This is a genomic window from Streptomyces sp. NPDC058092 (assembly GCF_042884935.1).
Classification (GTDB): domain Bacteria; phylum Actinomycetota; class Actinomycetes; order Streptomycetales; family Streptomycetaceae; genus Streptomyces.
This window is the reverse complement of sequence record NZ_JBHVSY010000022.1, coordinates 103677-129740: the sequence shown is the minus strand read 5'-3', so window position 1 is coordinate 129740 and position 26064 is coordinate 103677. Positions and strand designations below refer to the sequence as shown.

Below are 26064 nucleotides of genomic sequence, written 5' to 3'. Positions count from 1 at the left end.
CGTCAGCACCCGGCCGGGGCGTGCCCCGGTCGGGTGGTGCGCGCCGGGTACGGCAACCGGCTGCCGGTACGGCGCGTTGGCCGGGGCATGACGCTTCTCGATCATGCCCCCGCAGGGACCGAGGCCGCCCCCGCGGCCGTCGTCCGCATCCTCCATCCGCTGGTGAGCGCCGAGGCCACGGCCGAGGCGGCCGCCTCGGCGACGGGCGCGGCGATCGAACCCGCCGACCTCGAACAGGCCGTCTGGCTGAGGCTGCTGGAGCGGCTCGCGCTGGACGGACCGCCGCCGGACCCGGCGCGCTGGGTGCGCAACGCCGTACGGGCGGAGGCCCGCCGGGCCCGCCGCACCGCCCGGCATGAACGCCCCTACCGCGACGAGATCTCCGCGGACCCGGCCGGCTGCCCCGAACGGATCGCCGTCGGTGCCTACGAACGCCGGGCGCTGCACGCCGCGGTGGGCCGGCTGCCCGGCCGCTGCTCCCGGCTGCTGGCGGCGATGCTGGCGCCCGGTGACCCCACCTACCGGGAAATCGCAGGGCAGTTGGGTATGTCACAGGGGAGTTTGGGTCCGATCCGTTCCCGATGCCTTGGATGTCTGCGCAGAATGCTCGCGGCGGAGGTTGTCGCTCCTGAACCGCGGGGAAAGGAGCGTTAGACAACCGGTGGATCAGGTGGGCGGAGGCATGCGCACATGGGCATGAGTGTGATCATCTCGGCGGCGACGGCACAGGATGCCGAAGAGATCTTGAAACTTCAGTACCTCTGTTTCCAGACCGAGGCGGAGCTGTACGGGAACTACCGGATCGACCCGCTCGTCCAGACGCTCGATTCGGTGCGCGCCGAGATCGCCACGAATCTGGTGTTCGTGGCGCGGCTGGGTGACGAAGTCGTCGGTTCGGTCCGCGGATCCATCGATCAGGACGGCGCCGGGCAGATCGGCAGGCTCTGCGTCCACCCGCGGCTCCAGGGGCACGGCCTCGGCGCCCGGCTGCTGCGGGCCGCGGAGTCGGGACTCGCCGACGAGCGGTCGGCCACCCGCTTCCGGCTGCACACCGGGCATCGCAGCGAGGGCAACCTGCGCCTCTACCGGCGGGCCGGTTACGCCCCCGTGGGCAACGAGGTGAGCCAGGACGGTGTCCGGATGATCCTGCTGGAGAAGGACGCGACCGCGCCCGTCTACGTGGCGAGCGCGTAGCACCGGTTGCGCGTACGCCGTGCGTCCCGCGCCCGTCCTACGCGTTCTTCGCGCGGCGCAGCCACATCATCCCGGTGATCGGCAGGATCACCGGGATGAACAGATAGCCCATGCCGAAGTCGGACCAGACCGTGGCGTCGGCGAAGGCCGAGGGCTCCACCATCGTCCAGGTCCCGACGACCAGCACACCCAGGAGCTCGGCGGCGCAGCACACCAGTGCCGACCTGCGCGCCCTCTCGCCGCCACGCACCAGGGAGTACGTGATGAACCCGTACACGACGGCGGCGGCGGCCGACAGCACATAGGCGAGCGGCGCCCTGCCGAAGTCCAGGATCATCTGGACGATCGAGCGGGAGGCCGCCGCGACGGTGAACACCCCGTAGAACCAGACCAGTACCCGGCCGGGACCGGTGCCGAGGTCGAAGGGCCGCTTCTCACCGGTGGCAGCGGCGGGGGTGCGATCGGTGTCGGTCACGGTCAGTTTCCCCAGATGTCGTAGAGCCGTACCTCGAGGACGGCCAGCACGACCGCACCCGCCGCCACCGTCACCGAACCCCACCGGGTCCGCTCGGTGAGCGACAGGAATCCGGCCGCGGGCACGGCGAGGAAGGACCCGATCAGATACGCGATGAAGATCGTCATGCCCTGCTCCGGCCGTTCGCCCCGGGACAGCTGCACGATGCCCACCACCAGCTGGGCCAGCGCCAGCAGCGAGACCACGGCCATCCCGATGAAGTGCCAGTCCTTGGTCGGCTGGTCCCGGTAGGCGGCGAATCCGCACCAGGCGGTGAGGGCGAGCGCGGTCACGGCGACCGCGACCGTCAGGGCGTCAAGCATGAGGCGAGGGTATTACGGACCACACGGCCCCCTGCGTGCGCCCCCGCACCCGGGGCGCCGCCCGCACCTGGGTGGGACCGTGGCCTTGACCACAACACGCGACCGCTCCGCGCCGGCCGCGGAATTCGTCGTCGATGCCCTTTCCGTCGTATCGGTGCAGGTCACAGCCCTGGAAAGAGGAATTTTGACGGACGGCCGAACTGTCTCGCGCCACCATCCACGCCTGTCCGCTATTCGGACAGGCGGGTCGGGCGGAACGTTACGTCTGTTTTACTTGCCGCATGACCACGACGAGCGACCGCATCCTTGCGACCGAGGCGATCACGACGCCCGGTGCTCGTTGTATGTGTCGAATGCGCACCCTCTGAGGGCCCCCGCCCGATCCTCGCGCCCCGAAGCGAGACCGAGCCCGAGCCGTCCGCACCTGGCGGAACGAGCCTGCCCGAGCACCGCTGCCCGGCCATCCGCCGCCCGCAGCCGTGCCGGGACCCCCCGCTCGGGACATCCGATCGAAACGCCCGGACAGTCTCATCAGACGAATGCCCCGTGCCCGGCGGACACCGCGCCGCGCACTCGACAGTGACGGAAACCCTGTGATCACCACTACGGGCCTCACGAAGGTCTACCAGTCGCGCGACCGCGAGGTCACTGCCCTGGACGGCGTCGACCTGCACGTCCGCGAGGGCGAGGTGTACGGCGTCATCGGACAGAGCGGCGCCGGAAAATCCTCCCTCATCCGCTGCATCAACCTCCTGGAACGCCCCACCTCCGGCACCGTCACCGTGGCCGGCCAGGACCTCACCGCCCTCGCCGGCCGGGGCCGCCGGGCCGGCAAGGAACTGCGCGAGGCACGCAGCCGCATCGGCATGGTCTTCCAGCACTTCAACCTGCTGGCCTCCCGCACCGTCCAGGACAACGTCGAACTCCCGCTGGAGATCCTCGGCGTATCCGGCAAGGACCGCGCCCGCAAGGCCCTCGAACTCCTCGACCTCGTCGGCCTCGCCGACAAGGCCAAGTCCTACCCGGGCCAGCTCTCCGGCGGCCAGAAGCAGCGCGTCGGCATCGCCCGCGCACTCGCCGGCGACCCCAAGGTGCTGCTCTCCGACGAGGCGACCTCCGCCCTCGACCCCGAGACCACCCGCTCCATCCTCCAGCTGCTGCGCGACCTCAACCAGCAGCTCGGCCTGACCGTCCTGCTCATCACGCACGAGATGGACGTCGTCAAGACGATCTGCGACTCCGCCGCGCTGATGCAGCAGGGGCGCATCGTCGAGTCGGGCACCGTCGGCGAACTCCTCGCCACCCCCGGCTCCGAACTGGCCCACGAGCTGTTCCCCGTCGGCGGTACGGCCTCCGGCCCCGACCGCACGGTCGTCGACGTCACCTTCCACGGCGAGGCCGCCACCCAGCCGGTGATCTCGCAGCTCTCCCGTACGTACAACATCGACATCTCGATCCTGGGCGCCGCGATGGACACCGTCGGCGGCAAGCAGATCGGCCGGATGCGCATCGAACTGCCCGGCCGCTTCGAGGAGAACGTCGTCCCGATCGGCTTCCTGCGCGAACAGGGCCTCCAGGCCGAGGTCGTGGAGCACGACGCCGCCATCCCCGCACAGACCCCCGCCCCGCTCACCAAGGAGGTGGCGAAGTGACCTGGTCCGAAATGCAGCCGCTGCTCACCCAGGGAACCATCGACACCCTCTACATGGTGCTCTGGTCCGCGGTCGTCACCGTCCTCGTGGGACTGCCGCTCGGCGTCCTGCTGGTCCTCACCGACAAGGGCGGACTGCTCCGGAACACTCCGGTCAACAAGATCATCGGCGTGATCGTGAACATCGGCCGGTCGCTGCCGTTCATCATCCTGCTGATCGCCCTGATCCCCTTCACCACCTGGGTCGTCGGCACCTTCATCGGCCCGACCGCGATGATCGTGCCGCTCGCCGTCGGCGCCATCCCGTTCTTCGCACGGCTCGTCGAGACAGCCGTCCGCGAGGTCGACCACGGGCTCGTCGAGGCCGTCCAGTCGATGGGCGGATCCATCCCGACGATCGTCCGCAAGGTGCTGCTCCCGCAGGCGCTGCCCTCGCTCGTCTCCGGCGTCACCACCACCGTCATCGTGCTCATCGGCTACTCCGCGATGGCCGGCGCGGTCGGCGGCGAAGGACTCGGCTCCAAGGCCGTCACCTACGGATTCCAGCGCTTCGACAACCAGTTCATGCTCATCACCGTCGCGCTGCTCGTCGTCATCGTGACCGTGATCCAGCTGATCGGCGACGGAGCCGTACGCCTGCTGGCCCGCCGGGGCCGCACCACCACCTGAGACCTCCTCTCCTCTCAAGCCCGAACTCCTTGTCCGGGCGCACCACCCTCACCACCGAAAGAGGCACTTTTCGTGCGCAAGAACATCAAGATCACCGCAGCTGCCGCCGCCACCGCCGCCCTGGCCTTCGGCCTCACCGCCTGCGGCACGTCGTCCGACCCGGCCTCCAAGAGCGAGACCGGTGCCAAGGCAGACACCTCCAAGGCGCTCGTCGTCGCCGCGTCCCCGACGCCGCACGCCGACATCCTGAACTTCGTCAAGAAGAACCTGGCGGCGAAGGAGGGACTCAAGCTGGAGGTCAAGGAGTTCACCGACTACGTCCTGCCGAACACCGCCACCGAGACCGGCCAGGTCGACGCCAACTTCTTCCAGCACCAGCCGTACCTCGACGACTTCAACAAGAAGAACAACACCCACCTCGTCTCCGTCGGCACCGTTCACCTGGAGCCCCTCGGCCTCTACTCCAAGAAGGTCAAGGCCATCGGCGACATCAAGCCCGGCCAGACCATCGCGGTGCCCAACGACACCACGAACGAGGGCCGCGCCCTCCAGCTGCTCGCCGAGAACGGTCTGATCACCCTCAAGTCCGGCGTCGGCACCGACGCCAAGCTGAGCGACATCACCGACAAGAAGGGCCTGGAGTTCAAGGAGCTGGAGGCCGCGACCGTGCCCCGCGCCCTGAACGATGTGGACGCCGCCGTCATCAACGGCAACTACGCCATCGAGGCCGACCTCAAGCCCGCCAAGGACGCCCTGGCGCTGGAGAAGGCCGACGGCAACCCGTACGCCAACATCATCGCCGTGAAGAAGGGCAACGAGAAGGACGTCCGGGTCGAGAAGCTCGTGAAGCTCCTGCACTCCGACGAGGTCAAGAAGTTCATCGAGGACACCTACCAGGGCTCGGTCGTCCCGGCCTTCGGCACCGCGGCCAAGTCCTGACACCCGCACCGCATTTGTCCGACGGAGCCCCGCCCACCCCACCACGGGGTGCGCGGGGCTCCGTCGTGGGCCCCGCCCATGCACAATGCCCGCCCGATGCTGCATGCTGTGCCTTTACACGGTCCTCGGCATGGAGCTGCGCATGACTTCCACCTTTCCGTCCATCTCCATCAGCACGGATCGGTTGGTGCTGCGCCCGTTCGACATGGCGGACATCCCCGCGTACATCGAGATGATGAACGACGAACTCGTCACCGCCTGGACCGAGGCCCCCCACCCTTACACCCAGGTCGACGCCGAACGCTGGGTCCGCAGGATCGCTCCCGCACAGCGCACCACCGGTGACGGCATCGTCTTCGCCGTCACCGAATTCCTCACCCAGCGACTCGTCGGCTCGGTCCGCCTGCGCAACACGGACTGGCGCACCCTCGCCACCGAGGCCGCGTACATCACCGCCCCCTGGGCACGCGGCGAGGGCTACGCCACCGAGTCCGTACTCGCGCTGGCCCAGTGGCTCTTCCGCGACCAGGGCTTCGAGCGCATCGAACTGCGCACCGCCGCCGACAACACCGCCTCCCAGCAGGTCGCCCAGAAGCTCGGATGCATCAGCGAGGGAGTCCTGCGCAACGCCCGCATAGCGCGCACCCAGACGGAAGACGGCAGCTGGACCGACATCAGGACCGACCTGATCGTCTGGGGCCTGCTCCCCGAGGATCTCGAAGGAGTCGCCGAGCAACTCGCCGACGCGGGCGGCTACGGCGCCTACAACGACTGGAACTGATCCCCACAGGGGCCCCGGCACCGTGCCGGTACAGACCCGGGTACTCTCGCTTTGTCCGCCCTTCGTGGGCAGCCCCACCTGCGACAACTCCAGGAGACTGACGACAGATGGCCGATCGGGTCACCGTGATCGGCTGGGACGGCTCGCCACTGACCGGAGCGGCCACCGCCGCCCTCTCGGCTGCCACGCTCGTCGCCGGAGCCGCCCACCACCTGGCACTCCCCGAGGTCCCGGCGCACGCCGAACGGATCCGCCTGGGCTCCATCGACCTGGCCGCCCGCCGGATCGCCGGCCACCGCGGCAGCGCCGTGGTCCTCGCCGACGGAGACCCCGGCTTCTTCGGAGTCGTACGCAACCTCCGCGCACCCGAACACGGCCTCGAAGTCGAAGTGGTGCCCGCCGTGTCCTCCGTCGCCACCGCGTTCGCCCGTGCCGGAATGCCGTGGGAGGACGCCCAGGTCGTCGTCGCCCACCCCCGCACCCTGCGCCGCGCCGTCAACGTCTGCCGCGCCCACCACAAGGTCGCCGTCCTCACCTCGCCCGGCGCGGGCCCCGCCGAACTCGCCCTGCTCCTCGAAGGCGTCCACCGCACCTTCGTCATCTGCGAGGAACTCGGCACCGGGCGCGAACAGGTCAGCGTCGTCACCTCCGAGAACGCCGCCGACCACGTCTGGCGCGACCCCAACGTGGTGATCGTCATCGGCGGCGGCCCCGAACCGCAGGCCACCGGCGCCTGGATCGCCGGCCGCCACCCCGCCTACCCCCGTGGCGTACGTGGCTGGGCACTGCCCCCGGAGGCCTACCCGGGCGGCGCCACCGACGCCGGGGACGAGAGCGGCGAGGGCGAGTCCCCGGGGCTGCGCGCCGCCCAACTGGCCCGCCTGGGCCCCCGCACCGGAGACCTCCTGTGGGACATCGGCTCCGGCAGCGGGGCCCTGGCCGTGGAGGCCGCCCGCTTCGGGGCGGCGGTCCTGGCGATCGACAGCGACCCGGCGGCCTGCGCCCGCACCGCGGCGGCGGCCCGGTCCTTCGGTGTCCAGCTCCAGGTCGTCGAGGGCCGGGCACCGCATGTCCTGGAGCGGCTGCCGGAGCCCGACGTCGTACGGATCGGAGGCGGCGGAGTACCCGTCGTCACCGCAGTCACCGAACGCCGGCCGGAACGCATCGTGACCCATGCCTCCACGCGCGACGAGGCCGAGGCGCTCGGCGCGGCACTCGCCGGGAACGGATACACCGTCCGGTGTTCGCTCCTCCAGTCCGTCGAACTCGACACGGCCGCATGGTCGGAGCGCGAACGCTCGGTCGTGTTCCTGCTCTCCGCACTCCGTTCGGACCTCGCCCCGTGACCCGTTCGGCGTACGGCGCGAGGTAGGCTGGCCGATTGTTGCACCGCGCCTGGATGTTCGTCGCTTCGTTCGTCAATGTCCGGAAAAGGGGACCGTTTTGGCCCCGGTTGTGGTACGGCAGACCGGGGGGTGCGCGACGTGGCGCAGTCCACAGCGGGCCGTGGCGAAATGAGCTGCCGCGGCGGCGAACGGCCGCGAGAATGCAGTATGTCCGCGACCGTTTCGTGCCGCGCGGCGCGCCCGCTCGTTCTTGTTGACGAGCGCCGGCGTGCCGTGTTCGGGCGTCCCGGGCGAAGGGCCGAAGGAGCACTGACGATGGGCGAGGGGTACGCATGAGTGACACCGGCCAGATCCCGGGTGAGGGACTGCCGGAGAACGCAGGCATGGTGGAGCAGCCGGGCATCGCCGCCCCGGATGCCTACACCTACCTCGCTCCCTCCGAGCATGTCTCCGAGGACGACGATCTCCTGCTGATGCCGAGCCCCCAGGGCGCCTGGAGCGACCCGCAGGCGGTACCGGCCCCCGGCCAGTACCCCGACGGCGTCGCCGTGCAGGCACCACTGCCCGAACAAACCACCTACCAGGCCCAGCCGCAGCTCGCCTTCGAGGCTCCGGGGCAGCCCCAGGGGCCCGTGCAGGTACAGGCGCAGGAACCCGTCCGGAGTCAGGTCCAGGTCCAGACCCCGGACGCGTACGCCGCGCAGCAGGCGGCGCCCGGCCCCGTGCCCGAGACCGGTCAGGGGACGCACGAGTCCGGTGGCCGCAACTCCGGTTCGGTCGATCTGAGGGGCGTACGCATCCCCGCGCCCACCCCGGCTCCCGCCCCGGCGGCCCAGAGCCAGCTGCAGCCCCAGACCCCGGTGCGTCGACCGCTGCACCGCGGTCCGGTCGCGGCCGACGGCGGGCCGACCTACGGCGGATCGCCGACCGGCGGAGTGGTCCGCTCGCTCGCCGACCGCGGACCCGCGGGCGCGCCCCAGACACAGACCCAGACACAGACACAGACCCAGACACAGACCCAGACACAGACCCAGACACAGACCCAGACACAGACCCAGGCACCCGCACGGCACGCCGGACCGCCCACGATCGGACCCGAGTACTTCGAGACGCCGGGCGACGGGGCGGCCGTACTGCCGGGCCCGCAGCTCGGTGAGATCCTGCCGCAGGGCGGAAGCCCGTGGGCGGCCCAGGCGCCGGAGGCGGTCGTCGCCCCGGCGCCGGCAGAAACGGTCGTCCCGGAGCCGGTCGTCCCGGAGCCGGTCGTCGTCCCGGACCCGGTCGCCGAGCCGGTACCTGCGGCGCAGCCCGAGCAGGTCGCGCCAGTGGTCGATGCGGCGCCGGAAGCCGTGAGCGCGCCGGTGGCCGATGCGGCGCCGGTTGCCGTCGAAGCTCCGGCCGAGGCTGTCGCCGAGGCGCCTGCCACCGAGGTCGCCCCCGTCGCGTCGGTGGAGACCGCGTCGGTGGAGACCGCGTCGGTGGAGACCGCGCCTGCGGAGGCCGCACCGGAGGAGGCCGTGGAAGCCGCTTCCATGGGCCGGTTCGTGCCCGTGGAGGGGTCGGTGCCGACGACTCCGCACCTGGCGCCGACGCCCGTGGTGGAGCAGGCCGTGGAGGCCGAGCCCGAACCCGAGCGGGTCGCGATCGTCATGGAGCCGGTCCGGCCCGCCGAGTCCGGTACCGCCGAGGCCGTGGCAGCCGTCGAGACCGCCGAAGCTCCTGAGACGGTCACCGCACCCGAGGCCGAGGTTCTGCCCGAGTCCGAGCCGGAGCCGGGCCCGGAGGTCATCGAGACCCCGGACATCACGGCCGCCCCGGACATCACGGCCCCCACGGAGACCGCGGAAGTTACGGCCGTGGAGTCCGTCCAGCCCGAGCCCCGGCCCGAGGCCCAGCCCCTCGCCGAGGAGGCGGCAGCCCCCGAGGCGCCCGCGTCCGAGGAGACCGCTGCTCCCGCCGGCCCGCCCGCTCCCGGCTACGACGACGCCGAGCGCGAGGCAGTGCTCCGCGTCATGCGCGAACGCCGCGACATCCGCAACGGCTTCCGCAGCGACCCGATTCCGCACGAGGTCCTGCTCCGCGTCCTCGAAGCCGCGCACACGGCGCCCAGCGTCGGCCACTCGCAGCCCTGGGACTTCGTGGTCATCCGCTCGGCGGAGACCCGCCGTTCGATGCACGAACTGGCACAGCGTCAACGTGACGCCTACGCCACGTCGCTTCCCAAGGGCCGGGCCAAGCAGTTCAAGGAACTGAAGATCGAGGCCATCCTCGACACCCCGGTCAACATTGTCGTCACCGCAGACCCCACCCGTGGTGGCCGCCACACCCTCGGCCGGCACACCCAGCCGCAGATGGCCCCGTACTCCTCGGCACTCGCCGTCGAGAACCTCTGGCTCGCCGCCCGCGCCGAGGGCCTCGGCGTCGGCTGGGTCAGCTTCTTCGACGAGCGCGAGATGGTCCGCGCACTGGGGCTGCCCGAGCACCTCGAAGTCGTCGCGTACCTCTGTGTCGGTTACGTCGACGAGTTCCCCGAGGAGCCCGAGCTCATGCAGGCGGGCTGGTCGAAGCGCCGCCCGCTGTCCTGGGTCGTCCATGAGGAGACGTACGGCCGCCGCGCCCTGCCCGGCGAGGAACCGCACGACCTGCTGCAGGAGACCATCTCCAACATCCGCCCGCTGGACGCCAAGGCGCTCGGCGAGGCGTGGGAACGCCAGAAGCGGATGACCAAGCCCGCCGGTGCGCTCGGCATGCTGGAGATCATTTCCGCGCAGTTGTCGGGGCTCTCCCGGATGTGCCCGCCGCCGATCCCGGAGCCCGCGGCCGTCGCGATCTTCGCGGGCGACCACGGGGTGCACGCCCAGGGCGTCACCGCCTGGCCGCAGGAGGTCACCGGCCAGATGGTCGCCAACTTCCTCGGCGGCGGCGCGGTCTGCAACGCGTTCGCGGCCCAGGTCGGCGCCGAGGTGTGCGTGGTCGATGTCGGCGTGGCCATGGAGCTGCCCGCGACACCGGGCCTCCTTCCCCGCAAGGTGCGCGCCGGAACGGCCGACTTCACGACCGGCCCCGCGCTCACCCGCGAAGAAGTCCTGGCGGCCGTCGAGGTCGGCATCGAGACCGCCCGCGATCTCGTCGCGGCAGGCAACAAGGGCCTGCTTACCGGCGAGATGGGCATCGCCAACACCACCGCGTCGGCCGCTCTGATCTGCGTGTACACGGGCATGGACCCGGCCGAGGTGACCGGTCGCGGTACCGGCATCAACGACGAGATGCACGCCCGCAAGGTCGATGTCGTCCGCCGGGCACTCGAACTCCACCAGCCCGACCCGGCCGACCCGATCGGCGTCCTGGCATCGGTCGGCGGCCTCGAACACGCGGCGATGGCCGGCTTCCTGCTGGGCGGTGCCTCGCTCCGTACGCCGGTCATCCTCGACGGCGTGAGCGCGGGCGCCGCGGCCCTGGTCGCCCGGGCGATCGCCCCCGAGGCCCTCGCCGCCTGCATCGCGGGCCACCGCAGCGCCGAGCCCGGCCATGTCGCCGCACTCAACAAGCTGGGCCTGCGCCCACTGGTCGACCTCGACCTCCGCCTCGGCGAGGGTACGGGCGCGTTGCTGGCGCTGCCGATCGTGCAGAGCGCGGCGCGGGCGATGCACGAGGTGGCGACGTTCGACTCGGCAGGCGTCACGGAGAAGTAGCCAGGCCTGGATCTCCGCCCCCGGACACCTTCAGCCCCTCCGGCGATCGAGGAGCGGGGTTCCGGGGCGGAGCCCCCGGTCACGGGAAGGGGCGGGTAGGGGAACAAGCCCGCCGCAGGCGCCCCCACCCGCACCCGGCCCCACCCCCGCACCCACCCCGTATCGTTGACCCCATCCCACAAACCCGCACGTCACAGCCGCTCCACCGCCGCAGCGGCCGCCGCACTCCGTCCCCTGCACGAGGAGCCCGCACCGCCATGGCCGAGCACGCGGATCACGCCGATCACCCTGCGTACCCCGTCGGACTGCGTCTCGGCGGACGCCGAGTCGTCGTGGTCGGCGGCGGCCAGGTCGCCCAGCGCCGGCTCCCCGCGCTCATCGCGGCGGGCGCCGACATCGTCCTCGTGTCGCCGGCCGCGACCCCGTCCGTCGAGGCGATGGCCGACGCCGGCGAGATCCGCTGGGAGCGCCGCCCGTACGCCGACGGGGACCTGGCCGGCGCCTGGTACGCCCTGATCGCGTCCGACGACACCGCGGCGAACGACGCCGCCTCCGCCGAGGCCGAGCGCACCCGCACCTGGTGCGTCCGCAGCGACAACGCCGACGCCGCCACGGCCTGGACCCCGGCCACCGGCCGCAGCGAGGGCGTGACCGTCGCGGTCCTCACCACCGACACCCACGGCCGCGACCCGCGCCACTCCGCCGCCGTCCGCGACGCCATCGTCGAGGGCCTGCGCGACGGCACCCTCGCCGCACCCCACCACCGCACCCGGACCCCCGGCGTCGCCCTGGTCGGCGGCGGCCCCGGTGACCCGGACCTGATCACGGTGCGCGGCCGCCGCCTTCTCGCCGAGGCCGACGTCGTCATCGCCGACCGCCTCGGCCCGCGCGACCTGCTCGACGAACTCCCGCCGCACGTCGAGGTGATCGACGCCGCGAAGATCCCGTACGGCCGCTACATGGCCCAGGAGGCCATCAACCAGGCGCTCATCGAGCACGCCAAGGCGGGCAAGGCCGTCGTGCGGCTCAAGGGCGGCGACCCGTTCGTCTTCGGCCGCGGCATGGAGGAGGCCCAGGCGCTCGCCGCCGAAGGCATCGCCTGCACCGTCGTCCCCGGCATCTCCAGTTCGATCTCCGTGCCCGGCGCTGCCGGCATCCCCGTCACCCACCGCGGTGTGGCCCATGAGTTCACCGTCGTGAGCGGCCATGTCGCCCCCGACGACGAACGCTCGCTGGTCGACTGGCAGGCCCTCGCCAAGCTGCGCGGCACCCTCGTGCTCCTGATGGCCGTCGACAAGATCGGCGCCATCGCCCGTACCCTCATCGCCCACGGCAAGGCCCCCGAGACCCCGGTCGCCCTGGTCCAGGAGGGCACCACGGCAGCCCAGCGCCGGGTCGACGCGACGCTCGCGACCGTCGCCGAACGGGCCGTCGCCGAGGACGTACGCCCCCCGGCCGTCATCGTTATCGGCGACGTCGTCACCGTCGGCACGAGCGCCGCACCGCCGACCGCCGAATAACCGGCCCGAGCGCCCGCCGCCCGCACCCACCGAGTAACCAGCGGTAACAGATCTTCCCCCAAGCCGTTGGCATCACACACCGGACAAGGCAGTATCGAACCCGTGGCCGATCTCATCACCGTCGACGACCCCGACGACCCCCGCCTGCGCGACTACACCGGACTGACCGATGTCGAACTCCGGCGCAGGCGTGAGCCCGCCGAGGGCCTCTTCATCGCCGAGGGCGAAAAGGTGATCAGACGCGCCAGGCACGCCGGGTACGAGATGCGCTCGATGCTGCTCTCGGCGAAGTGGGTCGACCTCATGCGCGACGTCATCGACGAGGTCCCGGCCCCGGTGTACGCGGTCAGCCCCGAACTCGCCGAACGCGTCACCGGCTACCACGTCCACCGCGGCGCCCTCGCCTCGATGCAGCGCAAACCGCTGCCGACGGCCGACGAACTGCTGGCGACGACCCGCCGGGTGGTCGTCATGGAGGCCGTCAACGACCACACCAACATCGGCGCGGTGTTGCCTTTGGGTCTACAAGAGCGTGCTGGTCAATGTCGTATTGCGATCTTCGAGGATATCGTTGACCACGCCAACCTGGGTGCCGCCTTCCGCAATGCGGCGGCTCTGGGAGTGGACGCCGTATTCCTCACCCCGCGCTGTGCCGACCCCCTTTACAGGCGGGCCGTGAAGGTGTCCATGGGGGCTGTCCTCGCGGTCCCGTACGCCAGGTTTGAGGCATGGCCGCGTGACGCCGATGTCGTCCGGAAGCACGGCTTCGTGCTCGCGGCCCTCTGCCTCTCGGGGAGGTCCATCACTCTCGACGAGCTCGCCGGTCGCCGTTACGAGAAGCTTGCCCTGATGCTGGGCACGGAGGGGGAGGGGTTGTCGGCCGGAGCGCTACTGGCTGCCGACGAGCATGTACGCATCCCGATGGATGCCGGTGTCGACTCCCTGAACGTGGCCGCTGCCTCAGCTGTCGCCTTCTACGCCACCCGGCCGACCGAGGTATGACTGACCTCGGAAGATGAGGATCATGAGCCCGCCTGCTGCGGCGTTCCGAGGTGCTGGACAGGGAAGACACCAGGTCGCTGCCCCCGGAAGGACTGTTCCCGGCGTACAGCCCGACTCGTCTGCCGCTCCCAGCGGTTTTGCCACTGAAAGGGCCTCTGACCTGCGTCGGAGGCCCTTTCCGGTCTTTCAGTAGGTTGCTGCTTTGGGCGACAAAAAGTCCCTCGAAAGTCCCTCGGGCAGCGCTGAAAGTCCCTGAAAAGTCCCTGGAGCGAAAGGGCGGATGACGCCTCTGAGCTGGGTCGGGTCGATGTGAAATCAGGCTGTCGCTCCATCCCGCAGTCTGCAACTGCGGTGAGGTAGGAGGGGGTCTGCGGCGGAGTGTGGGTGGTCTGGGGCTGGTGCACTCGTAATGCGTAGGTCTCGGGTTCGAATCCCGAAGGCGGCTCGGATTAACCCCAGGACTCACTCGCCGTGACCTGGGGTTTTTCTTTTTTCTGCGCCTTGTGGTTCCTCCGGTCCGGCCGGAGGACGGCTCCGCAGGGTCAGGGGAGCGCGAGGGGAGCGCATCAGGACAGGGGAAGGACAACGGGCTGTTCCCGGGGAGCGCACGGCGTGCGCGGCGGAAGGCCGTTTTAGGTCCCTTTCCTTGGGCGCTTCTGTAGCGGTCGCAGACACGGGAGAGCGTCCGGCAGGTGGAACGAGACCGCTCATGGCCCGGTGCGCAGGGCGCTGCGGTGGCCTGTCGGGTTGTCGCATTCCGACAAGGATGAATCCGTAGGCTGGAGAGGTGCCGGATATTCAGCAGAGCGTGGAGTTCAAGGCGATCGTCGCCCAGACGAGCGCGGTGCTGTTGACGCGCGGTGTCGAGGTCGAGCCGGGGGCTGTGCGCGACGTGGTGGCGCTGATGGTCCGCTCGGTTGCCGAGCGGATGGGCGTGGATCAGGAGGAGGCGCTCCACCTGGTCCGGCCGGAGCCGGTTGCTGAGGCGATCGCCGCCGCCGCGGACCCTGGCCGCGAGGGTGCCGAGCATGTGTATGCGGTGCGGCCGGTACGAGTCGACGCCCGCACCGTCGTACTGCCTGTGGGGGTGGCGGGCCGGCTAGTGATGGCTGCCGCGCAGGCCGGTAAGTACGCGACGCTGAACGGCGACGGCCACACCGCCTCACATGTCCTGGACCTGGCGACCGAGATCCCCGCCCCTACCGGCCCCGATTGCCAACCACCTACACATCCACGGATCTTGACGCAGCCCTGACGGCTGGCGGGCCGCTCGTAGTCCCGTGGCACAGCAAGTGTGCCCGCAGAGGGGGCACGCGGGGCGGCGTGGCGGGGCCTCCGCCACGCGGCGGGCTACGGCCTCCACTCGTCGCTGTAGTCGGCGTGAGTTGTGTACGGCAGCGCGAGGATTCTTAGGGTCTCGCAGCCAGATGTCGGATCGTCGCTTGCCCAGCCACAGACGGCACAGTGGACATCGTATGCGCCCGACTGCGAGCGCCTGGCGCTGGAAGCCCGTCGCCGTCGCCTGTAGTGCTGCTCTATGCCTGCGGACCCCCGTTCGGCTTCCACAACCGTATGAGCGTGCAGCTCCAGCAGTCGCCGCTTGGAGCGGATGTCAGCGAGGACACGGGGTCGCTGGATGTCCTGAAGGTATGAGTCGCAACCGGCCGAGCGGTGAATCCGCGCATCACTGCCGACGGAATGGAGCACCCAGCCCTCCTCGCCGGCCAGGCCATTTTCCCGCCACGTCCACGGGCCCTTGGGCATTGCGCGTGCGCGCGCCTCTTGCTCGTCGAGCCGGGTTTGAAGAAATTCCACGAGGTGGACCAAGGGTGTGACCTCCAGGATCCGATGCTTCGCCCGGAGTTCAGTCGGACGGGCAATCCAGACGTTCCGCTACTTGCTACCCACCGCTCGAGGCCTCAACCACTTCGAAGAATCTCAGCGCCCTTCACTGCGACGTGCGAGGAGCGCGTCTTGGTAGCTACCAAGGTCATCTTTCAGGAGGGTGGACAACCCTGGGCTCTTGACGTGGTCACCGTAGAAGCTCCCCCGTATACCGTCAACGAGACGGCGCGAGACCTTGATACCGGGAGGTGTTTCATCGATGGCTTGGTGGAGTAGCTCACGCAAATCGAAGAACTTCTTGTAAACAGCCTGGGAGAAGAAGACGCCGCACTCAAGATTGAACTCGTTAAGTTCCTGAGCATACCGCTCGGCCCACTCACGGGTCTTGTCCTGGTTGGTGAATTCCCAGTTCACTTCGTAGCGGATACATGTCTTCCAAATTTGAGGGTACAACTCGATCCTCTTCTTGAGGATCTCTTGAATTTGAGTCTGAACCACCGAGTTGCGGTTGGTCCGGGTAGTGGCGCGGACCGTCAGTAGTGTTCCCAGGATGGATACAACTGCGGCGATCAATGCGACCGATACCGCGGAGTTCAGGTTCATGCACCACTTCTACCGGCGCTGTACGGTTCGAGGGAAGCCAACCACCACGGATATGGACATGCCGGGTCAGGGCTGCGTCAAGTTCCGGGGATGTGTGGGTGGTTGGCGATCGGGGCCGGTAGGGGCGGGTAGCGGTGCAGGCACGGGGGTTCGTGATCATTGTGGTGACTAGCCTCGCCGTTTCGGTTGGGCTGAGGCGGCTGCGTTGATCATCAACTGCTGGGTGGTCGAGGCGCTTCTGTTGCCTGGGCATGGTGGAGTCCCGGCGCAATGGTCGGGTTCTCCGAGTCCTTCGGATTGTGGGCGGGCGGGGGTCGCAGGTCAGTCAACCGCTCGTCGGCGTCGGGGAGCCTGCTGCCGACGGCCCCGTGGACAACAGCGACGGTGCGGAAGGGCTGCTCGTTCCCCCGGGTGCAGGGTGAGCGGGCGGCGCGACACCAGCGTGGGAGAAGCTGCTGACCGGAGCCGACACGCCGGCGAACTGATCGCTCGGGGCGGCTCCTTCGGCATCCTCCGTTTCGCCCTCGCTGGGCCGGGTGATGAGCGGAGGGATGCCGGGGCGCTGGATCAGGGCGCGGCCCTTGTCGCCGGAGGCGTTCGGGTCCTCGCCGTAGCGGAAGTTGGTCTGCGGCTTGGGCGGGCCGGAGTCGATGCCTTCCTTGCTGAGGTTGCCACCGGCGGGGTTGATGCCGGAAGCGACACCGCCGGTGCCTGCGCCGGGGACCTGGCTCGGGCCCTGAGGCGAAGGGGCGCCGGCGCCGGTGCCGGCCCGCATCGCCATGCTGCCCGCGGTCTTCGCGGCCCCTGCGGCGACCGCCATGCCGGCGACGCCGGTGCGGTGCAGGTCGTCATGTCCGCCGCCATCGCTCGCCCAGTGGACGAACTTGTACGTCGCGTACGGGCACAGCAGGACCAGGACCATCACGACGATGCCGGCCATCGCGTCGGACAGGGCGGCCATGCCGTCGTGGCTATCCGACTTACCCATCGCCGAGACGCCGATGAGGAAGACCACGGTCATCAACAGCTTCGAGACGACCAGGGTCGCGGTGGCCTCGATCCAGCCACGCCGCCATCGCTTGGCGGCCTCCCAACCTCCGCCGGCTCCGGCGAAGACAGCGAGGGAGACCATGACGAGGACGCCCACCTTGCGCGCGACCATGACGCCCCAGTACAGGAACGCGCCGATCGCGCATCCGAGGGCGACCATGGCTGGGACTCCCCAGCCGAGGCCGTACATGGCCCCCAACTCGGTGACCTTCACCACCCGGCGGATCGCGTCGTCGACCGAGCTGTTGGCCGCTTGGAACAGGCCGTCGGACAAGGCGTCGACCACGGTGATGGCGACGGAGGTGAAGGCGATGGCACAGAAGCTGAACAGGACACCGGTCATGGTGCCCATCGCGGCCTGGGCCAAGGCCCGCTCGTCGCGTCGCCAGGCCGCGAGCATCAACTGGATGCAGAACGTGCCGACGGTCAGTGCGAGCCCGATGGGCAGCAGCAGTTCGTAGTTCTCCCTGAACCACGACGCGTTGAGATCGATTGCGGTAGTGGCGTTGACGGTCCTGGCGGCGAGGTCGGCCGCGCTGGCGGCCAGTTCACCCATGGACTTCGCGATCCATGCTCCGATGCCGTCGGTGACGGCCCCGGCGGGGTTGGTGGCGAAGTCGACAGCGCCGCAGACCTTGTCCATCAGCGGAAAGTCGCAGACTCCCATGGTGGTACCTCCTTTCCGGGCTGGGGATCAGGGCGCGACGGACGGCATGGCGCCGGCCAAGGCGCAAGAATGGTTGGGTCGGCACTGGACCGCGAGGGTGGTGACGCGGTTCTCCGCACCGCCGGCGGGCGAGCCGTTCCAGGCGATCGACTGCTTACCGGAGACGGTCACGGCGTAGACGTACGCCTGCGTGATTGTTCCGGGATTCGCCTGAAGGGCCTGGGTGAACGCGTCCGGGAAGTGCCCCTCGTTCACGGTCGCGGTGGCGAACTGGCCGTTGGCGGCCATGTTCTTCCACAGCACGGGCGAGGGAACGACCGCGTCGACCGAGTCAGGGTCGGCGTACTTGCTCTCGGCGGTCAGCCACCCGTGCAGAGAGGCCAGCAACTCCGCCTGGGAGTACGCACGGGTGTCGTAGGACCACAGAGCTGTGGCGGCTGCTTTCCCGAACGCGATCGGATCGTGCGTGTCCGGCGGGACCGGGAGGGCGGCGGAGCGTGCGCTCGGCGACGGCGACCCGGACGGTGAGACGGCCGGGGCAGAAGGGGAAGCCGAAGTCGCCTGCGCCGCAGAGGGCTTGGTGGGTTCCCTGCCGTCGCGGGTGAGGTAGGCGGCCAGACCGGCCAGGGCGACGAGCACCACCAGGACAGCGGTGCCGAGCAGCGCCCGGCGGCGCACGCTCGATGCGCCGCCGGGGGTCGAGAAACGGGAAGACATCAGCGGACCTGCGTCCCCAGCGTGCTGAAGAACGCCACCACTCCGTTCGCGGCACCCAACAGGAGCGCCGCACCGGCGCTGACCAGCACACCCTTCTTGCCGTTGGCCTCGGCCTGGTGGCCGCCGGAGTGGTGGCCCCACGCCCACACGCCCGCACTGACGGCGAGCGCGCCGACCACGGCGATGATGCCGAAGAGGTTGATGGAGCTATCACCTGCTTGAGGACGGCGAGGCCGGGCAGCCCGCCCTCGTTCGGCTTGATCCCGGGGTCGTAGGCGAGCTGGACGACCTTGTCAGCGAGATACATGTAAGAACTCCAGTTCGATTCAATGCGTGCCAAAGCCCGAGCGGGCGGAGCGGCGGTGCGAGGAGGAAGAGGGCGAAGGAAAGGCAGGTCAGGCGACTCGGCGGGCCGCGAGGGTTGTGACGCGGACCACGTCACCAGTGCGCGGCGCGTGGATGATCAGGCCCTGGCCGATGAGCATGCCGACATGCTCCGGAGTGTTGGCTGTCCCTTCGGTGAAGAGGAGGTCACCTGGCCGAAGAGCGTCGACCGATACCGACTTGCCGTCCTTGACCTGCGTGTACGTCGTCCGAGTCAGGGTGACCCCGGCAGCCTTGTACGCCTGCTGCATCAGCGAGGAGCAGTCGCACCGGCCCATGGGGTCCGGCCCATGGGAATCGGTGCAGCTCCCACCCCACTGATACGGGGTGTCGAGCTGGCCGAGCGCCCAGCGGACCGCCGTCTGGACCTCTCGCGGAGCGTCCGCGGGGATCTCGTACCCGTCAGGCACCGCGCCCTCGGCATGGACGCCGTGCTGCTCTCACCGGAGACCGCGGCGGCGGCTCCCACGTTCAGCGAGTCGACGCCGTGCGCCATCGGGATGCGCACCCATTCGTCGGCGGCGACCAGAGCCTGGGTGGACAGCCCGTCGCCCTCGGCACCGAGCATCAGCGCCACCTTGTCCATCCGGTGCGGTGCCGCCTCGTCGATGCTGCTGGCCTTTTCGTCCGGGGTCAGCGCGAGGAGTTCGAAACCCGCTTCCCGTACGGTCTCCAGGGCCTTGGGCCAGGTGTCGAGACGGGCGTAGGGGACGGAGAAGACCGCGCCCATCGAGACCTTGACCGAGCGCCCGCGTTCTACGCCGTGGCATCGGGCCGCCCGCAGAGCTGACCGGCTACCGAAGTCCCGGACTTCCATAACGAAGCCCCGGACTCCCACTCTGCGCCTCATTCAGACCCTGCGCCTGGGCCCCTGCCGCACCCTGGCTCTGCGCCTGGCCCCGGGGGCGGTCCGTGCCCAGCCCGCGGGCCGGACCCTGGCAGCCCTGTGCCGCCGCGATGCCCAGCGCCACCAGCAGCGTCACCACGACGAAGACGACGAGCCGCTGCCGCAGCAGCCGCGGATTGGCGGGACGCCGCCCGGCCGACGTCTTGCGGGCCCCGGGGCGCGTTCCCGGCCGGCCGTTCGTCCCGTTCGTGCTCTGCGAGCGCTTGCCGGACCGTGTCGTGTTGCGCGGCGGCTGATGCTGCCGAGGGCGTGAACCACCGGTACGGGGCGACCCGGCTCGCGACGACGTGGCCTGCCGGCCGCTCTGCGGTTGCTTCTGCTGGCGGGGCGCCGGAGGAGCCGTACGCCGGGTCTGCTGCTCGGTGTACGGGCCGTCCATCCGGCCGGTCGGGCGGTCCAGCTCCTGTGCCGAACGCTGGACGGGCGGACGGCTCTCGTGCAGACCCTGCGCCTCCCGTGCCGCGATCTCCTTGAGCCGCATGGAGAGTTGGAGCGTGCTCGGCCGCTCCTCGGGGTCCTTCGCCAGGCAGGCGCTCACCAGCGGCGCGAGCGCGTCGTGCACGTCGTACAACTGAGGTTCCTCGTGCACCACGCGGTACAGCATCACCTCGGAACTGCCGTGCCCGAAAGGCGAGTCGGCCATCGCGGCGTACGCCAGCGTGGCACCGAGTGAGAACACGTCCGTCGCGGGCGTCACCGCCGCGCCGCGTACCTGTTCGGGAGCCAGGAATCCCGGCGAGCCCACCGCCGTACCGACATGGGTGAGGGTGGACGCCCCGGTCGCCCAGGCGATCCCGAAGTCGATGATCCGGGGGCCCTTGGGGGAGAGGAGGATGTTCGACGGCTTCAGGTCGCGGTGGACGACACCGGCCTCGTGCACCGCCACCAGCCCCTCGGAGAGCGCCGCCCCGATCGAGGCCACCTCGGCCGCCGACAGCGGACCCTCCTCGGCCACCTTGTCGTGCAGCGAGGGCCCCGGGACGTACTGCGTGGCGAACCATGGGCGGTCCGCCTCCAGGTCGGCGGCCACCAGGCGTGCCGTACAGCCGCCGCGGATCCGCCGTGCGGCGGACACCTCGCGCGCGAACCGCGAGCGGAATTCCTGGTCCTCCGCCAGATCCGGGCGGATCACCTTCAGGGCCACCCGCTGGCCCCGCCGGTCCGAACCGAGGTAGACGACACCCATGCCGCCCGCTCCGAGCCGCCGGTGCAGCCTGAACGAGCCGACGACACGCGGGTCCTCGCGCCGGAGCCGCATCATCGCCATGTCTGCCCATCCCCGCTGCCTGGTACGCCTGACGAGGCACAGCTTACGTACCCGGCGCCCGGGGTGCTCAGAGGCCGCGCCCTCGCCCGCCGATCGATTGTCGGTGCGCAGCACGGCGCATGACGGGGTGTGGGGGCGCGGCCGTTCGTGCACCGGACGGCGCCGGATGCTCAAACCGGTTGCGGTGACGAGAGGTTGGTGCCATGAGGGCCACGGCCCCGACGGGGCGGCGCGGCACACCGACCCGGCCAGGACCGCGCCGACCGGGGGCGACGCGGCACCGGCCCGCCGCCGGGAGCCGGGACGCGGGCGAGTGAGTGAAGTCACGGTCGTCGCCCGACCTGCCGACGGCCTCGTCCGGGCCCTCGGCGGCGACCGGCCGCGGTACCCCGTCCGCCCACCTGATCCGCAACATTCCGGGCACCCCTCCGGGACGACCCCGGGATCAGGCGCCAAATCTCCACCCAGGGGAGTACGTCGGCTACCCACGGCTCATCCTCCGGGAGGCCCGGCATTCGGTACGAGGGCATGACGTCGTGCGCCCTCCGCTTCCCTAATGTTGAGGTCAAGCGGCGGGCGCAGCACTCGTCCCCCGAGGTCACATGCCCGCCGCTGCACATCCGGTCAGGAGAGGAACCATGGCGGACACGGCAACGCGGACCATGATCCGCACGCGAGGACGCAGGACCCATGCCGCGTTCGGCAGCCGCCCGTCGTCCGGTACGCGCCACCCACTGGTGGCGACGGCGATGGTTCTTCCCCTGGCGGCCCTGCTCGTAGTCGTCTTCGGCGGCTGGGACGCAGTGGTCACACAGGCGTCGTCCGTGGGCGTGATGCTGGGGCGCTGAGCGGCGCCCCGGGTCCGGAAGAGCGGTCCGGACCGGGACATCCGGCCAACAACCCCGTGGGGACGGGGGTGCGGCGGACGGCAGCGTTTGTCCGGTCAGCTGGGGAGCTGACCGGACATCGCGCTGTCCGGGACCTTTCCGCGGCGCGCGTACGCTCGTCGACGGGCCCGGCGCGGACCGGCCCGCCCGCACCTGCCCGCCACCGGGGGAGACCGTGACCACCGCAGTCGTACGCGCGCTGGGCGCCCTCGCCCACCGGGCCGCCCACACCGGACCCTCGGCCGACTGCGCCTGCCCGCCACCGGCCGTGCTCGCGGACCGTGCGGACGGCACGGTGGTCCGCAGCGGGCCCGTCGTCGCCAAGGCACACGCCCCCGGCACGGACACCCCCGATCTGCTGACCCGCCTGACCCTCGCGAACGACTCCCGCCTGACCGGCATCCTGCTCGCTCCCCTGCGGCCCCGGCCCGCCACCTCCGCCACCCCGCTCCACGGCCGCCCCGTCACCCTGTGGCCCCACGGCCGGCCCGTCGATCCCGACGACCCCGACGCCGCCCCCTGGGAAGAGGCCGCCGTCCTGCTCGCCGGACTGCACCGGACCCCGCCCACCGTCCCGCTCCCGCCCATGCGGGGCCCCGCCAAGGCCGCGCTCGCCGTTGCCCGGATGCGCGCCGCCCGGCCCGGCGAACCGGCCACCGCCCCCGTACTCGAAGCCTGGCGCCGCCTGCCGGCCTGGGCCCGCGACGAAGCCGCCGCGCCCCCGCACCGCTCGGGCTTCCTCTGCCACGGCGATCTGCACCTCGGCCAACTCGTCCGCCACCCCGCGCCGCACGGCCCCTGGCTGCTCATCGACATCGACGACACGGGCCTCGGCGACCCCGCCTGGGACCTCGCCCGCCCCGCCGCCTGGTACGCGGCCGGGCTGCTGCCCCCCGATGTCTGGCTCCGCTTCCTGGACGCCTACCGGGCGGCGGGCGGACCCGCCGTACGGGCCGAGGGTGACCCCTGGCCCGAACTGGACGTCCCGGCCCGCGCCCTGACCGTGCAGACCGCGGCGCTCGCACTCGCCAAGTCCGCGGCGGAGGGCCGGAGTCCGGATGAAGTGGAGCAGGCGATGATCGATGCCTGTGCCCGAATTGCCTCCCTCCAATCCGAGTTGGCCGCCGAGCACTCGTCGTAGGCTGAACCGACCGTCGCCGGGCATGCATTCCGGGGACGGCGACCCGACGGCGAGGAGTGAGCCGAACCATGCAGTGTCCCAAGTGCCACGCACAGATGCAGGCGTACAACCGCAATGGCATACAGATCGAGCAGTGCAGCGGCTGCCGGGGGATCTTCCTCGACTACGGCGAGCTGGAGACCCTGACCCGCATCGAGGCGCAGTGGACGCAGCAGGCCCCGCCCGCACCGCCCGCCCCGCAGGCCTACCCGGCCGCCCCGGCGCCCGCCTGGGGCGCTCCTCAGCACCACGGCGGCCACCACGGCGGTCACTACCGGCACAAGAGCTTCGGCCGCATGCTCTTCTCGTCCTGAGCGAACGCACGGCGGGCCCGGACGGTAGAAGTCCGGGCCCGCCGCTGCACGCACCGCTGCTCACCGAGGAGACGACAAAGCCCCGGTCGCGGAGACGACCGGGGCTTGTGCTGTGTGCGCGATACTGGGATTGAACCAGTGACCTCTTCCGTGTCAGGGAAGCGCTCTCCCGCTGAGCTAATCGCGCAGGGTGAACCTGTGTGTACTGCGTGCGCGATACTGGGATTGAACCAGTGACCTCTTCCGTGTCAGGGAAGCGCTCTCCCGCTGAGCTAATCGCGCGGGGATCCTTGCGGACCGGTGGACGATACTGGGATTGAACCAGTGACCTCTTCCGTGTCAGGGAAGCGCTCTCCCGCTGAGCTAATCGTCCTTGGAGGTGGAGACGGGATTTGAACCCGTGTAGACGGCTTTGCAGGCCGTTGCCTCGCCTCTCGGCCACTCCACCAGGAGTGGGGGTTCGGGAAGATCCCCCACTTTCTGCGAGCGGACGACCAGGTTCGAACTGGCGACCTCAACCTTGGCAAGGTTGCGCTCTACCAACTGAGCTACGTCCGCTTGTCTTTTCCGGCCCGCTTGCGCGTCCCGGCGACGTGTTGAACTCTAGCGGATTCCCGGGCCAGTACAAAAACGCGTTTGTGCAGCGTGCTGAGGTGCGTTCGCCCCGGCGCAGGTCGTCGTGCGCCGCCCTAGACTCAACGGCGTGCACGACCTCGCTCCGATGGCCCGCTTCGGCGGCCTCGTCGCGTCCGAACTGCAGGACGTGACCAGTGATCCCACCGCCCTCGACTCGTCCGGCTTCTGGGCCGTGTCCGCCGATTTCGAGGGGCGCCTCGTCTGCGCCCGCTTCGCCTCCGTACGTACGGAGGCGGCGGCCGCCCCGGTGCGCGGCGGCTGGCGCGGGCCCGCGGCCGGTGACTGGAACTCGTCCCTGGACCGTGCCGCGTACATCGCGGGCGTACGGCGGATCCGCGAGTACATCGCGGCCGGCGAGGTCTACCAGGCCAACCTCTGCCGGGTGATGACCGCTCCACTGCCCGACCCGGCCGCCTCGGACGTGGACGCGCTCACCGCGCTGCTCGCGCGTGGCAACCCCGCCCCTTACGCAGGAACGATCCGGCTGCCCGCGCACGGCGTGGAGATCGCCACCGCGTCCCCGGAACTCTTCCTGAAGCGGGACGGCCGGACCATCGAGTCCGGACCGATCAAGGGCACCGGGCGGACCGAGGACGATCTGCTGGAGAAGGACCACGCCGAGAACGTGATGATCGTCGACCTGGTCCGCAACGACCTCGGGCGGGTCTGCGCCACCGGATCGGTCACGGTCCCCGACCTCTGCGTGGTGGAGAAGCACCCCGGGCTCGTCCACCTCGTCTCCACCGTGCGCGGGGAGCTCGCCGAGGGGGCCGGCTGGCCCGAACTCCTCGACGCCGCGTTTCCGCCCGGCTCCGTCACCGGAGCACCCAAGTCCAGCGCTCTCAGGATCATCGAGGAACTGGAGACCGCACCGCGTGGGCCCTACTGCGGCGGCATCGGCTGGGTCGACGCCGACCGCCGCACCGCCTCCCTGGCCGTCGGCATACGTACGTTCTGGATCGACCGGACCGCAGCCGCCCCGGTCCTTCGCTTCGGTACCGGGGCCGGCATCACCTGGGGCTCCGACCCGGAACGCGAATGGGACGAGACCGAACTGAAGGCCTCCCGGCTGCTCGCTGTAGCGTCGGGCGCTCACGAAGCGACTGGAAGGACCGCGTGATGAGGATTTGGGTCAACGGCGAACTGCGGGACGCCGACGACGCCCGGGTGTCCGTACTCGACCACGGACTCACTGTGGGGGACGGCATCTTCGAGACGGTCAAGACCGTCGACGGCAGGCCCTTCGCCCTCACCCGCCACCTCGACCGGCTGACCCGCTCGGCCCGCGGCCTCGGCCTCCCCGCGCCCGACCTCGACGAGGTGCGCCGCGCCTGCGCCGCCGTCATCGACGCCAACCCGATGGCGCTCGGCCGGCTGCGCATCACCTACACGGGAGGGCTCTCCCCGCTCGGCTCCGACCGCGGCGACGCCGGTCCCGGCCTCGTCGTCGCCCTCGGGGAGGCGCGCCGCCGTCCCGACACCACCGCCGTGATCACCGTCCCCTGGACGCGCAACGAACGCGGTGCGCTCGCCGGGCTGAAGACCACCTCGTACGCCGAGAACGTCGTCGCCCTCGCCCACGCGCATGAGCACGGTGCGTCCGAGGCGCTCTTTGCCAACACGGTCGGACGGCTCTGCGAAGGCACCGGGTCCAATGTCTTCGTCGTGCTCGACGGGCAGGTGCACACCCCGCCGGTCGCCTCCGGCTGCCTCGCCGGGATCACCCGCGCACTGGCCGTGGAGTGGACGGGGGCCCAGGAGACCGACCTGCCGTTCGATGTCCTGGAACGGGCCGAGGAGATCTTCCTGACCTCCACCCTGCGTGATGTGCAGGCCGTCCACCGGGTGGACGACCGGGAACTGCCCGGCGGGCCCGGACCGGTGACCGCCAAGGCCATGCGGATCTTCGACGAGCGGGCCGGGAACGACCTCGACCCGTAGAACCGCACCTCGACTCCGTAAAACCGGGTGACGGG

At 70.5% G+C, this 26064-nt stretch carries 23 protein-coding genes, 6 tRNA genes and 3 pseudogenes; 17 read left to right on the top strand and 15 right to left on the bottom strand.

Annotation, left to right across the window (positions count from 1 at the left end; genetic code table 11):
* Positions 1–87: 87 nt before the first annotated feature.
* Together ACFVV1_RS30315 and ACFVV1_RS30310 are read left to right on the top strand one after the other, a co-directional pair.
* Positions 88–654 carry a sigma-70 family RNA polymerase sigma factor gene (locus tag ACFVV1_RS30315; RefSeq protein WP_389995666.1) on the top strand — a complete coding sequence of 189 codons (567 nt, stop codon included), beginning with the start codon at positions 88–90 and terminating at the stop codon, positions 652–654.
* 36 nt (positions 655–690) lie between these two features.
* A complete protein-coding gene (locus ACFVV1_RS30310; RefSeq protein ID WP_389995663.1) occupies positions 691–1194 on the top strand; it encodes a GNAT family N-acetyltransferase in 504 nt (167 codons plus the stop codon).
* A 37-nt stretch (positions 1195–1231) separates the two neighbouring features.
* Here ACFVV1_RS30310 and ACFVV1_RS30305 read toward each other — a convergent pair whose 3' ends face one another.
* On the bottom strand, positions 1232–1669 hold the full coding sequence (locus ACFVV1_RS30305; RefSeq protein ID WP_389995660.1) for a hypothetical protein: 438 nt from the start codon (positions 1667–1669) through the stop codon (positions 1232–1234).
* 2 nt (positions 1670–1671) lie between these two features.
* Positions 1672–2031 (bottom strand): hypothetical protein, encoded by a 360-nt coding sequence (locus ACFVV1_RS30300; protein WP_389995658.1) that lies wholly within the window; start codon positions 2029–2031, stop codon positions 1672–1674.
* A 593-nt stretch (positions 2032–2624) separates the two neighbouring features.
* On the opposite strand from ACFVV1_RS30300, the gene ACFVV1_RS30295 reads away from it, so the two are divergent.
* The 10 genes from ACFVV1_RS30295 (at position 2625) to ACFVV1_RS30250 (ending at position 14886) form a co-directional block, all read left to right on the top strand.
* A complete protein-coding gene (locus ACFVV1_RS30295) occupies positions 2625–3683 on the top strand; it encodes a methionine ABC transporter ATP-binding protein (RefSeq protein WP_389995655.1) in 1059 nt (352 codons plus the stop codon).
* Positions 3680–4351 (top strand): methionine ABC transporter permease, encoded by a 672-nt coding sequence (locus ACFVV1_RS30290; RefSeq protein WP_389995653.1) that lies wholly within the window; start codon positions 3680–3682, stop codon positions 4349–4351. The genes ACFVV1_RS30295 and ACFVV1_RS30290 overlap by 4 nt, the downstream gene beginning before the upstream one ends.
* Positions 4352–4423: 72 nt before the next feature.
* Positions 4424–5290, top strand: coding sequence for a MetQ/NlpA family ABC transporter substrate-binding protein (locus tag ACFVV1_RS30285; RefSeq protein WP_389995650.1), 867 nt, complete (start codon positions 4424–4426; stop codon positions 5288–5290).
* A gap of 103 nt (positions 5291–5393) precedes the next feature.
* A complete protein-coding gene (locus ACFVV1_RS30280) occupies positions 5394–6071 on the top strand; it encodes a GNAT family N-acetyltransferase (protein ID WP_389995647.1) in 678 nt (225 codons plus the stop codon).
* Positions 6072–6178: 107 nt separating this feature from the next.
* Positions 6179–7417 (top strand): precorrin-6y C5,15-methyltransferase (decarboxylating) subunit CbiE, encoded by a 1239-nt coding sequence (cbiE, locus tag ACFVV1_RS30275; protein ID WP_389995644.1) that lies wholly within the window; start codon positions 6179–6181, stop codon positions 7415–7417.
* 332 nt (positions 7418–7749) lie between these two features.
* A complete protein-coding gene (gene cobT, locus ACFVV1_RS30270) occupies positions 7750–11109 on the top strand; it encodes a nicotinate-nucleotide--dimethylbenzimidazole phosphoribosyltransferase (RefSeq protein WP_389995641.1) in 3360 nt (1119 codons plus the stop codon).
* A gap of 257 nt (positions 11110–11366) precedes the next feature.
* Complete coding sequence (gene cobA, locus ACFVV1_RS30265) at positions 11367–12629, top strand: uroporphyrinogen-III C-methyltransferase (RefSeq protein ID WP_389995639.1); 1263 nt, start codon at positions 11367–11369, stop codon at positions 12627–12629.
* Positions 12630–12731: 102 nt separating this feature from the next.
* Positions 12732–13631 (top strand): TrmH family RNA methyltransferase, encoded by a 900-nt coding sequence (locus ACFVV1_RS30260; RefSeq protein ID WP_389995635.1) that lies wholly within the window; start codon positions 12732–12734, stop codon positions 13629–13631.
* A 364-nt stretch (positions 13632–13995) separates the two neighbouring features.
* Positions 13996–14073, top strand: a tRNA-Thr gene (locus ACFVV1_RS30255).
* Positions 14074–14418: 345 nt separating this feature from the next.
* Positions 14419–14886, top strand: coding sequence for a hypothetical protein (locus tag ACFVV1_RS30250; RefSeq protein WP_389995632.1), 468 nt, complete (start codon positions 14419–14421; stop codon positions 14884–14886).
* A 95-nt stretch (positions 14887–14981) separates the two neighbouring features.
* On the opposite strand, the gene ACFVV1_RS30245 is transcribed toward ACFVV1_RS30250, so the two are convergent.
* The 8 genes and pseudogenes from ACFVV1_RS30245 to ACFVV1_RS30210 form a co-directional block, all read right to left on the bottom strand.
* Entirely contained in the window at positions 14982–15446 is a 465-nt protein-coding gene (locus tag ACFVV1_RS30245; protein ID WP_389995629.1) for a DUF6221 family protein, read from the bottom strand.
* A 123-nt stretch (positions 15447–15569) separates the two neighbouring features.
* Positions 15570–16079, bottom strand: coding sequence for a hypothetical protein (locus tag ACFVV1_RS30240; protein ID WP_389995626.1), 510 nt, complete (start codon positions 16077–16079; stop codon positions 15570–15572).
* A gap of 325 nt (positions 16080–16404) precedes the next feature.
* A complete protein-coding gene (locus ACFVV1_RS30235) occupies positions 16405–17796 on the bottom strand; it encodes an ATP-binding protein (protein WP_389995623.1) in 1392 nt (463 codons plus the stop codon).
* 27 nt (positions 17797–17823) lie between these two features.
* Complete coding sequence (locus ACFVV1_RS30230) at positions 17824–18513, bottom strand: hypothetical protein (RefSeq protein WP_389995621.1); 690 nt, start codon at positions 18511–18513, stop codon at positions 17824–17826.
* A pseudogene (locus ACFVV1_RS30225) lies at positions 18513–18820 on the bottom strand (DUF6112 family protein). The gene ACFVV1_RS30230 and the pseudogene ACFVV1_RS30225 overlap by 1 nt, the downstream one beginning before the upstream one ends.
* Before the next feature lie 88 nt (positions 18821–18908).
* Positions 18909–19313, bottom strand: a pseudogene (locus tag ACFVV1_RS30220) (C40 family peptidase); the annotation flags it as partial.
* Positions 19310–19648 (bottom strand): annotated as a pseudogene (locus ACFVV1_RS30215) (TrmH family RNA methyltransferase); the annotation flags it as partial. The pseudogenes ACFVV1_RS30220 and ACFVV1_RS30215, both read right to left, overlap by 4 nt.
* Before the next feature lie 43 nt (positions 19649–19691).
* Entirely contained in the window at positions 19692–21071 is a 1380-nt protein-coding gene (locus ACFVV1_RS30210; protein ID WP_389995618.1) for a protein kinase, read from the bottom strand.
* Between the two features lie 638 nt (positions 21072–21709).
* Between ACFVV1_RS30210 and ACFVV1_RS30205 the strand changes: the two genes are divergently transcribed.
* The 3 genes from ACFVV1_RS30205 to ACFVV1_RS30195 all read left to right on the top strand — a co-directional run bounded on the left by ACFVV1_RS30205 (position 21710) and on the right by ACFVV1_RS30195 (position 23452).
* The gene (locus tag ACFVV1_RS30205) at positions 21710–21919 is read left to right on the top strand and encodes a hypothetical protein (protein ID WP_389995615.1); all 210 of its coding nucleotides are present in this window, start codon (positions 21710–21712) and stop codon (positions 21917–21919) included.
* Between the two features lie 214 nt (positions 21920–22133).
* Complete coding sequence (locus ACFVV1_RS30200; protein WP_389995612.1) at positions 22134–23099, top strand: phosphotransferase family protein; 966 nt, start codon at positions 22134–22136, stop codon at positions 23097–23099.
* Positions 23100–23167: 68 nt separating this feature from the next.
* Positions 23168–23452 carry a zf-TFIIB domain-containing protein gene (locus ACFVV1_RS30195; protein ID WP_389995610.1) on the top strand — a complete coding sequence of 95 codons (285 nt, stop codon included), beginning with the start codon at positions 23168–23170 and terminating at the stop codon, positions 23450–23452.
* 115 nt (positions 23453–23567) lie between these two features.
* On the opposite strand, the gene ACFVV1_RS30190 is transcribed toward ACFVV1_RS30195, so the two are convergent.
* From ACFVV1_RS30190 to ACFVV1_RS30170, 5 genes are all read right to left on the bottom strand, one after another.
* Positions 23568–23639, bottom strand: a tRNA-Val gene (locus tag ACFVV1_RS30190).
* A gap of 23 nt (positions 23640–23662) precedes the next feature.
* Positions 23663–23734, bottom strand: a tRNA-Val gene (locus ACFVV1_RS30185).
* 19 nt (positions 23735–23753) lie between these two features.
* Positions 23754–23825, bottom strand: a tRNA-Val gene (locus ACFVV1_RS30180).
* 1 nt (position 23826) lies between these two features.
* Positions 23827–23900: transfer RNA gene (locus ACFVV1_RS30175), tRNA-Cys, on the bottom strand.
* 37 nt (positions 23901–23937) lie between these two features.
* A tRNA-Gly gene (locus ACFVV1_RS30170) sits at positions 23938–24010 on the bottom strand.
* A 163-nt stretch (positions 24011–24173) separates the two neighbouring features.
* On the opposite strand from ACFVV1_RS30170, the gene ACFVV1_RS30165 reads away from it, so the two are divergent.
* Both ACFVV1_RS30165 and ACFVV1_RS30160 read left to right on the top strand, forming a co-directional pair.
* The gene (locus ACFVV1_RS30165) at positions 24174–25208 is read left to right on the top strand and encodes a chorismate-binding protein (protein WP_389995722.1); all 1035 of its coding nucleotides are present in this window, start codon (positions 24174–24176) and stop codon (positions 25206–25208) included.
* On the top strand, positions 25208–26029 hold the full coding sequence (locus tag ACFVV1_RS30160) for an aminotransferase class IV (protein ID WP_389995607.1): 822 nt from the start codon (positions 25208–25210) through the stop codon (positions 26027–26029). The genes ACFVV1_RS30165 and ACFVV1_RS30160 overlap by 1 nt, the downstream gene beginning before the upstream one ends.
* Positions 26030–26064 lie beyond the last annotated feature (35 nt).

What these genes read in the sequence shown, in the direction of transcription:
- ACFVV1_RS30315 (WP_389995666.1), top strand. Translation starts at nt 88, where the DNA reads ATGACGCTTCTCGATCATGCCCCCGCAGGGACCGAGGCCGCCCCCGCG.
- ACFVV1_RS30310 (WP_389995663.1), top strand. Translation starts at nt 691, where the DNA reads ATGGGCATGAGTGTGATCATCTCGGCGGCGACGGCACAGGATGCCGAA.
- ACFVV1_RS30300 (WP_389995658.1), bottom strand. Translation starts at nt 2,031, where the DNA reads ATGCTTGACGCCCTGACGGTCGCGGTCGCCGTGACCGCGCTCGCCCTC.
- ACFVV1_RS30280 (WP_389995647.1), top strand. Translation starts at nt 5,394, where the DNA reads ATGCTGTGCCTTTACACGGTCCTCGGCATGGAGCTGCGCATGACTTCC.
- cbiE (WP_389995644.1), top strand. Translation starts at nt 6,179, where the DNA reads ATGGCCGATCGGGTCACCGTGATCGGCTGGGACGGCTCGCCACTGACC.
- cobT (WP_389995641.1), top strand. Translation starts at nt 7,750, where the DNA reads ATGAGTGACACCGGCCAGATCCCGGGTGAGGGACTGCCGGAGAACGCA.
- cobA (WP_389995639.1), top strand. Translation starts at nt 11,367, where the DNA reads ATGGCCGAGCACGCGGATCACGCCGATCACCCTGCGTACCCCGTCGGA.
- ACFVV1_RS30240 (WP_389995626.1), bottom strand. Translation starts at nt 16,079, where the DNA reads ATGAACCTGAACTCCGCGGTATCGGTCGCATTGATCGCCGCAGTTGTA.
- ACFVV1_RS30235 (WP_389995623.1), bottom strand. Translation starts at nt 17,796, where the DNA reads ATGGGAGTCTGCGACTTTCCGCTGATGGACAAGGTCTGCGGCGCTGTC.
- ACFVV1_RS30230 (WP_389995621.1), bottom strand. Translation starts at nt 18,513, where the DNA reads ATGTCTTCCCGTTTCTCGACCCCCGGCGGCGCATCGAGCGTGCGCCGC.
- ACFVV1_RS30210 (WP_389995618.1), bottom strand. Translation starts at nt 21,071, where the DNA reads ATGGCGATGATGCGGCTCCGGCGCGAGGACCCGCGTGTCGTCGGCTCG.
- ACFVV1_RS30205 (WP_389995615.1), top strand. Translation starts at nt 21,710, where the DNA reads ATGGCGGACACGGCAACGCGGACCATGATCCGCACGCGAGGACGCAGG.
- ACFVV1_RS30195 (WP_389995610.1), top strand. Translation starts at nt 23,168, where the DNA reads ATGCAGTGTCCCAAGTGCCACGCACAGATGCAGGCGTACAACCGCAAT.
- ACFVV1_RS30165 (WP_389995722.1), top strand. Translation starts at nt 24,174, where the DNA reads ATGGCCCGCTTCGGCGGCCTCGTCGCGTCCGAACTGCAGGACGTGACC.
- ACFVV1_RS30160 (WP_389995607.1), top strand. Translation starts at nt 25,208, where the DNA reads ATGAGGATTTGGGTCAACGGCGAACTGCGGGACGCCGACGACGCCCGG.